Source organism: Marinobacter litoralis, assembly GCF_016427555.1.
In the GTDB taxonomy this organism is placed as follows: domain Bacteria; phylum Pseudomonadota; class Gammaproteobacteria; order Pseudomonadales; family Oleiphilaceae; genus Marinobacter; species Marinobacter litoralis_A.
The window spans coordinates 151,771-164,662 of sequence record NZ_JAELVS010000002.1; the positions used below are offsets into that span (position 1 = coordinate 151,771).

At 54.3% G+C, this 12,892-nt stretch carries 11 protein-coding genes; 9 read left to right on the forward strand and 2 right to left on the reverse strand.

What is annotated here, in order from left to right:
* The first annotated feature begins 111 nt into the window (after positions 1 to 111).
* The 6 genes from fabF (at position 112) to putP (ending at position 6,476) form a co-directional block, all read left to right on the forward strand.
* A complete protein-coding gene (gene fabF / locus JAO79_RS08305) occupies positions 112 to 1,359 on the forward strand; it encodes a beta-ketoacyl-ACP synthase II (RefSeq protein ID WP_199006799.1) in 1,248 nt (415 codons plus the stop codon).
* A gap of 7 nt (positions 1,360 to 1,366) precedes the next feature.
* Positions 1,367 to 2,161: an aminotransferase class IV gene (locus JAO79_RS08310; protein WP_199006800.1), complete on the forward strand. Its 795-nt coding sequence runs from the start codon at positions 1,367 to 1,369 to the stop codon at positions 2,159 to 2,161.
* Positions 2,162 to 2,190: 29 nt separating this feature from the next.
* A complete protein-coding gene (gene mltG, locus JAO79_RS08315; protein ID WP_199006801.1) occupies positions 2,191 to 3,255 on the forward strand; it encodes an endolytic transglycosylase MltG in 1,065 nt (354 codons plus the stop codon).
* Positions 3,255 to 3,899, forward strand: a complete 645-nt coding sequence (gene tmk, locus JAO79_RS08320) for a dTMP kinase (RefSeq protein ID WP_199006802.1) — start codon at positions 3,255 to 3,257, stop codon at positions 3,897 to 3,899. Before mltG ends, tmk begins: the two co-directional genes overlap by 1 nt.
* Positions 3,900 to 3,903: 4 nt before the next feature.
* Entirely contained in the window at positions 3,904 to 4,683 is a 780-nt protein-coding gene (locus JAO79_RS08325; RefSeq protein ID WP_199006803.1) for a helix-turn-helix transcriptional regulator, read from the forward strand.
* A 302-nt stretch (positions 4,684 to 4,985) separates the two neighbouring features.
* On the forward strand, positions 4,986 to 6,476 hold the full coding sequence (gene putP, locus JAO79_RS08330; RefSeq protein WP_199006804.1) for a sodium/proline symporter PutP: 1,491 nt from the start codon (positions 4,986 to 4,988) through the stop codon (positions 6,474 to 6,476).
* Between the two features lie 274 nt (positions 6,477 to 6,750).
* Here putP and JAO79_RS08335 read toward each other — a convergent pair whose 3' ends face one another.
* On the reverse strand, positions 6,751 to 9,345 hold the full coding sequence (locus tag JAO79_RS08335) for a bifunctional aconitate hydratase 2/2-methylisocitrate dehydratase (protein ID WP_199007140.1): 2,595 nt from the start codon (positions 9,343 to 9,345) through the stop codon (positions 6,751 to 6,753).
* A gap of 258 nt (positions 9,346 to 9,603) precedes the next feature.
* Between JAO79_RS08335 and JAO79_RS08340 the strand changes: the two genes are divergently transcribed.
* Entirely contained in the window at positions 9,604 to 10,212 is a 609-nt protein-coding gene (locus JAO79_RS08340) for a tRNA-(ms[2]io[6]A)-hydroxylase (protein ID WP_199006805.1), read from the forward strand.
* 45 nt (positions 10,213 to 10,257) lie between these two features.
* On the opposite strand, the gene JAO79_RS08345 is transcribed toward JAO79_RS08340, so the two are convergent.
* Entirely contained in the window at positions 10,258 to 11,139 is an 882-nt protein-coding gene (locus JAO79_RS08345) for a LysR family transcriptional regulator (protein WP_199006806.1), read from the reverse strand.
* Between the two features lie 139 nt (positions 11,140 to 11,278).
* On the opposite strand from JAO79_RS08345, the gene JAO79_RS08350 reads away from it, so the two are divergent.
* Both JAO79_RS08350 and JAO79_RS08355 read left to right on the forward strand, forming a co-directional pair.
* Positions 11,279 to 12,049, forward strand: a complete 771-nt coding sequence (locus JAO79_RS08350; RefSeq protein ID WP_199006807.1) for a ferredoxin--NADP reductase — start codon at positions 11,279 to 11,281, stop codon at positions 12,047 to 12,049.
* A 371-nt stretch (positions 12,050 to 12,420) separates the two neighbouring features.
* Positions 12,421 to 12,876, forward strand: a complete 456-nt coding sequence (locus JAO79_RS08355; RefSeq protein ID WP_199006808.1) for a hypothetical protein — start codon at positions 12,421 to 12,423, stop codon at positions 12,874 to 12,876.
* Positions 12,877 to 12,892 lie beyond the last annotated feature (16 nt).

Below are 12,892 nucleotides of genomic sequence, written 5' to 3' on the forward strand. Positions count from 1 at the left end.
ATTGCCAGGCGAAAGCCGTCCTTTTTTGTAAATTGAAGGACGGCTTTTTTATTGGCTGAACATCAGTAAGGTTGACGGATATTTTTAAAGAACAATCAGGTGAATGAGGATATGAGTAAACGACGGGTTGTTATCACGGGCATGGGGATGCTTTCACCAGTGGGGAACGATGTCGCGTCCTCGTGGGATGCAGTGTGTGCTGGGCGGAGCGGTATTGGTGCAATTGATCGCTTTGACGCAACCGACTACAACACTCGCATTGGTGGTGCCGTCAAAGATCTCGATATGGAACCCTGGTTGTCCAGCAAGGAAGCGAGAAAGCTCGACGCCTTTATCCATTACGGTTTGATCGCTGCCCAGCAGGCGGTAGATGACAGTGGGTTGGAGCAGTACGAAAAGCTTGACCGTGATCGAGTCGGAATTGCCATTGGTTCCGGCATCGGCGGTCTGGAATATATCGAAAAGAATATTATTCAAATGGAGAAATCCGGACCTCGCAAGGTTTCTCCGTTTTTTGTGCCGGCATCGGTCATCAACATGATTTCCGGTAACGCGGCCATTCGTTTTGGCTACAAAGGCCCGAACATTGCGATTGTGACGGCCTGTACCACGGGTACCCATAACATCGGCTACGCAGCGAGAACCATCGCCTATGGCGATGCCGATGTCATGTTGGCAGGTGGCTCCGAAATGGCAACGACGCGATCGGCGGTCGCGGCCTTCTCCTCGGCCCGGGCCTTGTCAACGCGTAACGATGAGCCGGAGAAGGCCAGTCGCCCTTGGGATAAAGAGCGTGATGGCTTTGTATTGAGCGATGGTGCCGGCGTGCTGGTTTTGGAAGCGTTGGAGCATGCGCAAGCACGTGGTGCCACCATTTACGGTGAAGTCGTTGGTTTTGGCATGAGTGACGATGCGCACCATATTACTTCCCCCCCTGAGGACGGTGAAGGCGCGGCGCGATCAATGGCCAATGCGGTGCGGGATGCCGGGTTGTCGGTAGATCAAGTGGATTACATTAACGCCCACGGCACCTCTACTCAGGCCGGGGACGTCGCAGAAGTGTCGGCGGTTAAATCGGTGTTTGGCGGCCATGCTGAAAAGCTTGCAATCAGCAGCACTAAATCCATGACCGGGCATTTGTTAGGTGCAGCGGGCGCCGTAGAAGCAATATTCTCTGTTATGGCGGTTCGGGATGGAATTTTGCCGCCCACGATCAATCTGGATAATCCCGATGACGGGTGCGATCTTGATTTTGTCCCGCACACAAGCCGCAAGGCCGATGTGAAAGTGGCTTTGTCCAACTCGTTTGGTTTCGGCGGCACCAATGGTACGCTGATTTTTGCCCGATTCGAGGGCTGAGCCCGTCGTGGTAACGATATATTGGGCGGAAGACGGTGCTTTTCCGCCCGGTGATCGCGGTTTGGCCTACGGTGACGGTCTGTTTGAAACCATTCGTGTTGATGGCCGTTCAGCCTACCTGCAAATCTATCATCTGGACAGGATGGCCCGGGATGCCGAGCGTCTGCGTATACCCGTTGATCGGGCAGAGCTTGAGCGCACACTGCAAAAAGCGCTAGAGCGCTATTCTGACCATTATTCCGGGAATTCGTGGGTACTCAAACTGACGCTCACTCGTGGTTCCGGTGGTCGGGGCTACCGTCCGACACCGGAGTTGCAGCCCAATCTTCTGGTGTCTCATGCAGCTATGCCGCCATTGCCACCGGTCACAGGTGTCGTGGCTGATTTCTCTCGCGTGCCTCTGACTGTCAATCCATTGTTCTCCGGGATTAAGTCGTTAAACCGAATCGAGCAGGTCATGGCCGCTTCCGAATTGCACGATGGCGTGTTCGAAGTTCTGATGGCAAACGCTGCCGGCCATATTGTCGAAGGCACTCGAACTAATCTTTTCATTGAAACCGAGGACGGTTGGCGCACCCCGCCGCCAGATTCTGTGGCTGTGATGGGGGTTATGCGCAGGGTAGTGCTTGAGCGCCTGCGAGCGAAGGGAGAGATAGTTCACGAGGCACCTGTCATGTTGGATGATATGTTCGCACCAAGCTGTCGCGGGGTCTATCTGACCAATAGCGTGCTGGGCATTGTGCCTGTGCGAACCTTAGCTGAACAGGATTTGCCTGTTACCGGCCGGCTTGCGACAATCTGAGGCTCCACTCCAACAACGGAATAGCGCGTGTGTTCAGGAAGTTAATAGTTTCGGTTTTTGCTCTGGGTGTAATAGCTGCAGCGGCGGTCGGGCTGTGGGTTTGGCAGGGTCTGGAAACCTTGAAAAACCCCGTAGTTCTTGAAGAGCCTGTTTTGTTTAATGTTGAGCACGGCACCTCGTTCAACGGCCTTGCGCACGAGCTTGCCGCGCAAGGGCTGGTATCCGATTCCTTGTGGCTGCGGTTGTATGGCCGTGTAAAACCCGAGCTTACCCGCATCAAGGCCGGCGATTATGAACTGACCCCCGGTATGACACCGCTGGAGATCGTTGATTCAATGGTTGAAGGCAAGGTCAAGCTGTGGGCAGTCCAATTTATCGAAGGGTGGACGTTTGCCGACCTGCGGGCGGCGCTCGCAAAATCCAAGAATCTGAAGAAAGTAACAACCGACTGGCCTGATCAGAAGATCATGAAGGCCGTCGGGGCAGAAGGCGAGCACCCTGAGGGCTGGTTTTTCCCGGACACCTACATGTTCAGCAGCAGCGAAACGGATCTGGATATCCTGAAGCGTGCGTACAACCGTATGACAAGTTTGCTGGAGCAGGAATGGGCAGAGCGCGAAAAAGACCTGCCCTACGATAATCCTTACCAGGCCCTTATCATGGCGTCCATCGTAGAGCGTGAAACCGGCGCGGCGTATGAGCGAGAGCAAGTGGCGGGCGTTTTCGTTCGCCGATTGCAAAAGGGGATGCGCCTGCAGACCGACCCAACGGTAATCTATGGAATGGGTGACAAGTACGAGGGCAGGATTCGCCGGCGCGATCTGCGAACACACACGCCTTACAACACCTATCGTATCGACGGCCTGCCGCCCACGCCGATTGCACTTCCGGGGCGGGATTCCATTCACGCTGCTTTGCACCCGGATGACGGTGATGCGCTTTATTTTGTAGCTCGTGGTGACGGCAGCCACAAATTCTCAAAGACCCTGGCGGAACACCAGAAAGCGGTCAGGGCTTTTCAGTTAAATCGCAAAGAAGGGTATCGGTCGTATCCGGTTCCGGATGCACAAACGAATAACGGCGGAGACAAGTAATGGCAGCTCGAGGCCGTTTTATTACCTTTGAAGGCACCGAGGGCGTAGGCAAGTCTACCCAGATGAAAAATGCTGCGGAGACATTGGAGTCCTTGGGTATTGATTGCATCGTGACTCGTGAGCCCGGCGGCACGCCAATGGCAGAGAATATTCGTGAGCTATTGCTGGCGCCCCGGGATGAAGCCGTGCACGAACTGACCGAGCTGCTGCTGATGTTTGCGGCTCGGGCTCAGCATCTTCACACCCATATCCTGCCAGCATTGGACGATGGCAAATGGGTGCTGTGTGATCGCTTTACGGACGCAACGTTCGCTTATCAGGGCGGTGGCCGCGGTGTACCTAAAGACCGCATTGCCGTACTCGAATCCCTGGTTCAGGGCGATGTGCGCCCTGACCACGTGATTCTGCTGGATGCGCCGGTCGAAACCGGCATGGCGCGCGCCAAACATCGGGGTGAGCTGGACCGGTTCGAGCAGGAAGACGTTGAGTTTTTCCAGCGTATTCGCGACAGTTACCTGGAGCGCGCCACGGCTGCACCCGCTCAGTATCACATTGTCAATGCCGCGTTGCCGTTGGAGCAGGTTTCAGCAGGTGTGTCGGCGTTACTGACAGCGCTGGCCAAAGCGCCTGAGATGACAGGGTAAGGCAATGCTCGACGCCAGGATCGTAAAGCTCCCCGCGAACGCTCAGCAACATCACCATGACCACCACCAGGTTGTTGTCGGTGTTCGTGGTGCGGCCGAGTTGTGTGTCGATGGGCTCGGGGCTTATCTCGATACCTGGAAAGCGTGTTTGGTGCCTACAGAGATTGAGCACGATTACTGCGGGGATCAGCAAAACCATGTTCTGGTGATCAATCTCGATCCCCAGAGCCCTGCGCTTGAATCTACGGCTCATCGAGAATACGAATTACTGGCCAGAATGTTTGATAAGCCCTGCACGGTTCGGATGGATCACCGATTGCAGGGATTGGTGCAATTTGCGGCTGGCGAATTTGACCGGGCGCCGGATAACGTGCCGCTGCATCGGCATCTGGCTGCGAGCATTCTGTACAGCATGGCGGACCGAGTGGTTGATGGAGCGACCGTTAAGCCGAGCCGTCACAGTGTCAGCCCGGAAGCTACCCGCCGGTTCATCCTTGACAACTTGCACCGGAAAATTACCGTTCGGGAGCTGGCGGGCCGGGCCTGTTTGAGTGTTAGCCGGTTTCATGAAATTTTTCGGGAAGTAGCGGGGATTACACCGCACCAGTTTCTGTTACAGACACGTCTGGAGCAGGCCTCCCGCTTGCTTGCCAATAGCCCGTTGTCGGTCTCTGAAATCAGTTACCGGACCGGCTTCTCCTCCCAAAGTGCTCTCACCAATGCGTTGCGCAAATACAAAGGCACAACACCCTCCAGACTCCAAATTGGCGAACATGTCGCATAATTCCGGCACAAAAGGCTAGTACCGGAGAATTTTGCAAAAGAATCGTAGGATTTCGTAAGCCGTGAGTGGGTAGTAATACTAACTTGTGTCGCCTGAAGTCCCGTATTGCCGACTTGTTGTTGATTTCAGTCGCAAAATACTGAAGTTTAACTATATTGAGGGAGTATCCGTGCGAGGTGCGCTTCGCTCCAACGAGGATGGAATTCGGCTAAACAAGAATAACGGCGCAGTTCGCTGGCTTGAGCGCCAGGGCTGTGCTCAGAGAGCGGATCTAGTCCGACTCATTAAACCGGAGGAGCCTTATGGCTATTGGTGTTTGGATCAGTCTTTTTGCTTACTTTGCGCTCATGATTGCCATCGGCATTTATGCAATGCGCACATCGACGTCTTCGTCTGAAGACTACATGCTGGGTGGGCGAGCGCTTAGCCCGAAAGTAGCGGCCTTGTCGGCCGGTGCGTCTGATATGAGTGGCTGGCTGCTGCTGGGGCTGCCGGGCGCATTGTATGTGTCTGGTCTGGCGTCTGCGTGGATCGGTATCGGCTTGTTTGTGGGTGCGTTTTTCAACTGGGTGCTGGTGGCACCCCGCCTCCGTGAACAAACGGTTCATTACGGTAATGCCATTACTATCCCGTCCTTTCTGGCTAACCGTTTCCCGACGAAAGCTCTATCGCTCAGAACCGTATCTGCGATTGTTATCGTGGTGTTCTTCGCGGTATACACCGCTTCTGGCCTTGTTGCCGGTGGTAAGCTGTTTGAAAGTGCTTTTGCCGGCATCTTCAATTTTGGTGGTTTGAGTGACTACTCGGTGGGTATTGTGATCACCTTGGGTGTGGTACTGGCCTATACCGTTGTGGGTGGTTTCCTTGCGGTGAGCATGACCGACTTCGTGCAGGGCTGCATTATGATGCTGGCACTGGTTATCATGCCGGCGGTTGTGCTGTTCGGTGAAGGTGGGGGCGGTTTTGCCCAGGCTTCACAGACCCTTAATGAAGTGGACCCCACCTTGTTGTCCTGGACCGAAGGGCTGACCTTCATTGGCTGGTTGTCGGCGGTCACCTGGGGCTTGGGCTACTTCGGCCAGCCGCACATCATCGTGCGTTTCATGGCGATCCGTTCGCTGAAAGACGTACCAACTGCCCGTAACATTGGTATGGGTTGGATGGGTATTTCCTTGATCGGTGCGATTTCTCTGGGTGTATTCGGTCGCGCTTACGCGGTTCGTAACGGCCTGGATGTTGCCGATCCGGAAACCATTTTCATCATTCTGTCTGACTTGCTGTTCCACCCGCTGATCACAGGCTTCCTGTACGCAGCGCTGTTGGCCGCAGTTATGAGTACCATATCCAGTCAGTTGCTGGTGTCGTCGTCTTCTTTGACTGAAGACTTCTACCGCTTGTTCCTGCGCAAAGAAGCCACGGATCGTGAATGTGTGAACGTAGGTCGTGCCTGTGTTATCGCTGTTGGTCTGGTGGCTGCGGTTATCGCTTCAGACCCTGACTCTCAGGTTCTGGGGCTGGTTAGTAACGCGTGGGCAGGCTTTGGTGCCGCCTTTGGTCCGCTGATTCTGCTGTCTCTGATGTGGTCCCGTACTAACGGTGCTGGTGCCATTGCCGGCATGGTAGTGGGCGCTGTGACCGTTATGGTCTGGATCTCTCTGGGCTGGAATGGCAGCTTCATGGGTGGTCCTGGCGTTTATGAAATCATTCCTGGCTTCGTTGCTGCGTTCATCGCCATTATCGTGGTGAGCTCTGTGACAGCAGACGCCGGTGAATACCAGCATATCGAGCGGTAATCGTAAGGGTTACAGAAAGGGTATGCAGAGGGCTCCTACGGGAGCCCTTTTTTATGGACCAGACAATCTAACAGCGCGGAGTGAGGCGCCGGTGTGGGGTAGCTTTTCTGAAGGGAAAAAGATGTCTGAGCGAAGCGAGTTATTTTTCCCGAAAGAAAAGCTACCCCACGGCGGTGCCGGGACACTAATAAATGAGTAAGTTTTCGTGCAGGCACAAAAAAACGCCAGCCCGAAGGCTGGCGTTTCATTGGAGCTAAACCGAAAAGGTTAGGTCTTAAGCGACAGTCGCTTCAGACGCCTTCTTGGTGTAGTTCTCCATCTGGTCAAAGTTGAGATACTTGTAGATCTCAGCTGACATGCTGTCCAGATCTTTAGCGTACTCCATGTACTCCTGAGGAGTCGGAAGCTTACCAAGGATCGCGCCAACAGAAGCCAGTTCTGCAGAGGTCAGGTACACGTTGGCACCATCGCCCAGACGGTTCGGGAAGTTACGGGTAGAGGTAGACAGAACGGTAGACTTCGCAGCCACACGCGCCTGGTTACCCATACACAGTGAGCAGCCCGGCATTTCGGTACGTACACCGGCAGTGCCGTAGATGTTGAAGTAACCTTCTTCCATCAGCTGAGCCTGATCCATCTTGGTCGGCGGAGACATCCACAGACGAGTGTTCAGGGAGCCTTTGTGCTGGTCAAGCAGCTTGCCAGCGGCACGGAAGTGGCCGATGTTGGTCATGCAAGAACCGATGAACACTTCGTCAACCTTGTCGCCAGCCACTTCGGACAGGAACTTGGCATCGTCCGGGTCGTTCGGGCAGCAAACGATCGGCTCTTTGATGTCGGCCAGATCGATTTCAATAACGTGAGAGTACTCAGCATCTTTGTCTGCACGCATCAGCTTCGGATCCGCCAACCAGGCTTCCATCTGCTGTGCACGACGCTCCAGTGTGCGTGGGTCGCCGTAACCTTCAGCGATCATCCAGCGCAGCATGGTGATGTTAGAGCGCAAGTACTCGGCAACAGATTCTTCAGACAGGTTGATGGTACAACCGGCTGCAGAACGCTCGGCAGAAGCGTCAGACAGTTCGAACGCCTGCTCAACGGTCAGGTGCTCAAGACCTTCGATTTCCAGGATACGACCAGAGAACTCGTTGATCTTGCCTTTCTTCTCAACGGTCAGCATACCTTGCTTGATGCCGTACAGCGGGATTGCGTGTACCAGGTCACGCAGGGTGATGCCCGGCTGCATTTTGCCTTTGAAGCGAACCAGAACGGATTCTGGCATGTCCAGAGGCATAACACCTGTCGCCGCAGCAAACGCAACCAGACCAGAACCGGCCGGGAAGGAGATGCCCATCGGGAAACGGGTGTGGGAGTCGCCACCGGTACCTACGGTGTCAGGCAACAGCATACGGTTCAACCAGGAGTGGATGATACCGTCGCCCGGACGCAGGGAAACACCGCCACGGTTACGGATGAAGTCCGGCATGGTGTGCTGCATTTCAACGTCAACCGGCTTCGGATAAGCAGCGGTGTGACAGAAAGACTGCATAACCAGGTCAGCCTGGAAGCCCAAGCAGGCCAGATCTTTCAGTTCGTCACGAGTCATCGGTCCCGTGGTGTCCTGAGAACCAACGGTGGTCATGTGAGGCTCGCAGTAGGTGCCCGGGCGAACGCCTTGGCCTTCTTCCAGACCACATGCCTTACCAACCATCTTCTGGGCCAGAGTGAAGCCCTTGTCACCAGCTTCCGGATCTTCCGGCAGACGGAACAGATCAGTCGGGCCCATGCCCAGCGCGGTGCGCGCCTTGGCAGTCAAGCCACGGCCGATGATCAGAGGGATACGGCCGCCGGCCTGAACTTCGTCCAGAATGACGTCAGACTTGAACTTGAACTCGGAGATGGTTTCGCCGGCTTCGTTCAGGATCTTGCCTTCGTATGGGCGGATCTCGATCACGTCGCCCATGTTCATGTTGTCTACCGGTGCTTCAAATACCAAAGCGCCAGCGTCTTCCATGGTGTTGAAGAAGATTGGAGCAACCTTGTTACCGATACATACACCGCCAGCGCGCTTGTTAGGAACGCCCGGTATGTCGTCACCGAAGAACCACAGAACCGAGTTCGTGGCAGACTTACGGGAAGAACCGGTACCCACAACGTCACCAACAAAAGCAACGGGCAGGCCTTTGGATTTGATTTCTTCGATCTGGCTCATCGGGCCAGTTACGCCAGGCTCTTCCGGCTTCAGGCCGTCGCGTTCCATCTTATAGGCAGCGCGGGCGTGCAGCGGGATGTCCGGGCGGGACCATGCGTCCGGAGCCGGAGACAGGTCGTCGGTATTGGTTTCGCCGGTTACCTTGAAAACAACCATCTTGGTGCTTTCAGGAACCTTGTCCTTTTTGGTGAACCACTCAGCGTTGGCCCAGGACTCAACAACAGACTTGGCAACAGCGTTGCCAGCGTCCATTTTTTCTTTAACGTCGTTGAACGCGTCGAACATCAGCAGGGTGTGCTTCAGTTCTTCACCGGCCAGCTCGGCCAGCTCTTCGTTGTCCAACAGGTCAACCAAAGTTTCGATGTTGTAGCCACCCTGCATCATGCCCAGCAGCTGAACAGCTTTCTTTTTATCGATCAGCGGAGAAGCCGCTTCACCTTTAACAATCGCAGTCAGGAACGCAGCTTTAACGTAAGCAGCTTCGTCTACTCCTGGCGGTACACGGTTTTCCAGAAGATCAACCAGAGTTGCTTCTTCACCGGCTGGTGGGTTTTTCAGCAGATCTACCAGAGCAGCAGTCTGTTCGGGGTTCAGCGGCTTTGGTGGGATACCCAGAGCTGCACGTTCGGCAACGTGTTCACGATAAGCTTCTAACACGATATGGACCCTCATCAGTTGGAATTTTCCTCGCCGGCGATATGCTGCCTGGCGGGAGTTTTTTACGAAAAGGCCGAAGGAGCCTCTGAATAACGCCTAACTTGGCCGTCGGGACATTCAGATTCTATTCAGAGACACCTTGATCCGGCGCTGCATTCTATAGGAAAGCACGTATAAAGTTAAGTTGGACAGAGGTCGGAGCTGTCTGATAGCTGCGGTATACTCCGTGGCTTTCGAAACCAGACCAGATTCCATGATATGACAGATGCCCTGAACGAAATATACGATTTTCTACCGTGCCGCACGCCACAGCAGTGGATTGAGAATGCGTTGGTGAACCAGGATTTGCTGCTGATCGACCACGCACACTGTGAAAAAAAGGCGGCGTCAACCGCGCTTAGCTTGATGTATCGGTACGTTGAAAATACCGAGCTGCTGAACAAAATGTCGCGTTTGGCCCGGGAAGAGCTTCGGCATTTTGAACAGGTGCTGGCGATTATGAAAAAACGCGGGGTGACCTATACCCACCTGACACCCGCGCGCTACGCAGGCGGCATGCGGGATCTGGTGCGTAAAGACGATCCGGGCCGTTTGGTGGATGTATTGATCGTGGGCGCGATTATCGAGGCGCGTTCTTGTGAGCGTTTTGCGGCTCTGGCGCCCCATCTTGATGAAAAACTGGCCGAATTCTATACCGGGTTATTGAAGTCTGAGGCGCGGCACTATCAGGATTATCTCAAACTGGCGGTTAAGGCCAATGGTGGCCCGGTGGATGAGCGGGTTGCCGAGTTTATGGCCGCAGAAAAAGCGCTGATTGAGGGCGCGGATTCGGAATTCCGTTTTCACAGCGGGCCTGTCACGGCCTGAACCCGTCGCCCGAATCTCGCGGTAATGATGGGTTTCGGGCGTCTGTTAAAGCTGTTTACACAGCTCCATCCACTGAGCAATCCCTGCGCTGCGGTATTTCTGCTTGTGCAGAATGAAGTAAAACTGCCGGTTAAATGAGCGATGTTCGGGCATCGCAAGCGGCACCAGGCTGCCGCGTTTGAAGGCGTCTGCAAGCACCACCCATGATAAACAGCCGATGCCGAGATTGGCCTCAACCGCACGCTTGATGGCTTCGGTGTGTTCCAGCTCGAGTAACACGTTCAGGTCCGGTAACAGGCCTTGCATGCCCCGCTCAAAACTTTGGCGGGTGCCAGAGCCTTGCTCTCGCATGATCCAGGTTGCTTGCCGTAAATCATCATCAGTCAGCTGCTTTTTTTGAGCCAGGGGATGATTCGGGGCGCAGAAGGCGATGAGTTCGTCTTCACGCCAGGGGATTACCTCAAGCTCCGAGGCTTGCAGCTCACCTTCGATCAAACCGATATCCAGTTCAAAATCCTTTACCCGGCGGGCGATGGTGCTTGTGTTTGCCACCTCCAGAGAGACTTTGGGGCGGGTAGGGGTGTTCATGTATTGAGCCATCACGCCAACGGCGAGATAGTTTCCTATGGTCAGGGTTGCGCCGACTTTCAGTGCGCCAATTTCCGAGTGCTTGCTGAACGCTTGTTCCAATTCTGTAGCCTGAGCGAGCAGTGCTTCGGCTTTCGGGCGGTACAGCCGGCCCAGCTCGTTCAACTGCAGGCGTTTGCCAACCCGATCAAAAAGCCGGATATCAAATTGGCTTTCGAGTTCTTTGAGTGCACTGCTGGCTGCGGATTGGGACATGGACAGTGACTCCGCCGCCCGGGTGATGTTCTGGAAATGGGCCGCAGCGAGAAAAACTTCTAATTGGCGAAAGCTGTATTTCATGGTTTGGCTACCAGAGTTGAATCTGTTTATTCAAAAAATCGAATAGCATTATGAGAGCATCCCATTTTGTCGATTTCAAGAAAAAGCTTACACTGGGTGCATCTTAAATATTTAACCATTGCTAGCTTGCGAGGGCACCATGAGTAAGTTGATGAAAGAAACGGTGACCAGTGTTCATCACTGGAACGATACCTTATTCAGCTTCAAGACCAGCCGGGACCCGGGATTCCGTTTCAAGAACGGCCACTTCGTGATGATTGGTCTGGAATCTGAAGGCAAGCCTTTGATGCGCGCTTACAGCATCGCCAGCGCCAACTACGAAGAAGAGCTGGAGTTTTTCTCTATTAAAGTGCCTGACGGCCCGCTGACGTCGCGTCTGCAGAAAATTAATGTGGGCGACGAAATTCTCGTCAGCCGCAAACCGACGGGTACTTTGATTCTGGACAACCTGCTGCCTGGCCGTAACCTCTGGCTGATCAGTACCGGCACAGGGTTGGCTCCGTTCATGAGCATTATTAAGGATCCGGAAGTATACGAAGCGTATGATCGCGTGATTCTGACTCACGGTGTTCGTTACGTGTCGGAGTTGGCTTACCAGAGTGAAATCGAAGGGTTGCCGGACAACGAATACTTCGGAGAGATGGTTCAGGGCAAGTTGCTGTATTACCCAACAGTGACTCGTGAGACATTCCGTAACCAGGGCCGACTGACGGACGCCATGGAAAGCGGGAAGATCACACGTGATCTGGGATTGCCGGACTTTGATATTGAGCAGGACCGGTTCATGATCTGCGGCAGCCCAAGCATGCTGAAAGACACGTGCGCGATCCTGGACAACAAAGGCTTCAAGGAAGCGCGGGGCGGCGATATGGGGCACTACGTTATTGAGCGAGCCTTCGTAGAGCAGTAAGCCTTCCCTTTGTAGATGTTCTGGTAACAAAAAGCCTTCCCGGCATTGTCGGGGAGGCTTTTTCGTTTTTAGACCGATCGCCCTGAGTTGCACCTTTACCATGTGTTAATAGCGCTCGGATTGAGCTCTCTAATGTCTATACTCACGGGTTAATTGCACAGACAGGAGGGAGGTAGGCAATGGGCGTCACGGAGTGGTTTGGCGCGAATGCGCAATGGATCTCACCGGTGACTAGTATCGGTACCATGATGATATGGATTTTCTACGCGCAGCTTCTCTATAGCAGTTATGCTCGCCAAACGCGGGCGCGTATTTTGATAAACAGGGCGGTGGGCGATGAAGGAATCGATTCGCCTTGTCTGGTGTGCAACATGAGCAGTGAATCTGTTTATGTGTATTTCGTGATGGTGCGCCTTGAGACATCGGGCGGAGAGTTTTTTGTGCCGGCAACGGACTGTGGGCATGATTCGGCCGAGCGTGATTCCGCGGATCTGAAGACTCGAACCCATCAGGGGCCACTGGCTTCGGGTGCTTGTATGCAGCTGTGTTCGTTCAATGACATGCTGGATCGGGCAGGGACATTAGCCGGTGCACCGGTTGAAAACGGCCGACCGACCGATCCCGAGGTTGAGCTGAAGGCCATGGAATACCATGTGATCTGCATTTACGGTTCCGACAAGCGTCCGTTTGGTGCAATTCGCCGGTTCGACATTGAATGTGACGATTCGGATCAATACAAACTGGTGGCTACCACCAACGACACGCAGAAACGCTCATCATTGCGCTATCAGAAACAAATATCCCGCTGGCTTGAGGAGCACGGCTGACGAGTGCTCTACTCGA

Bases quoted from the DNA above. Each gene is read 5' to 3' on its own strand.
- tmk (WP_199006802.1), top strand. From the start codon at position 3,255: ATGGCAGCTCGAGGCCGTTTTATTACCTTTGAAGGCACCGAGGGCGTA.
- JAO79_RS08350 (WP_199006807.1), top strand. From the start codon at position 11,279: ATGAGTAAGTTGATGAAAGAAACGGTGACCAGTGTTCATCACTGGAAC.
- fabF (WP_199006799.1), top strand. From the start codon at position 112: ATGAGTAAACGACGGGTTGTTATCACGGGCATGGGGATGCTTTCACCA.
- JAO79_RS08345 (WP_199006806.1), bottom strand. From the start codon at position 11,139: ATGAAATACAGCTTTCGCCAATTAGAAGTTTTTCTCGCTGCGGCCCAT.
- JAO79_RS08355 (WP_199006808.1), top strand. From the start codon at position 12,421: ATGAGCAGTGAATCTGTTTATGTGTATTTCGTGATGGTGCGCCTTGAG.
- JAO79_RS08325 (WP_199006803.1), top strand. From the start codon at position 3,904: ATGCTCGACGCCAGGATCGTAAAGCTCCCCGCGAACGCTCAGCAACAT.
- putP (WP_199006804.1), top strand. From the start codon at position 4,986: ATGGCTATTGGTGTTTGGATCAGTCTTTTTGCTTACTTTGCGCTCATG.
- JAO79_RS08340 (WP_199006805.1), top strand. From the start codon at position 9,604: ATGACAGATGCCCTGAACGAAATATACGATTTTCTACCGTGCCGCACG.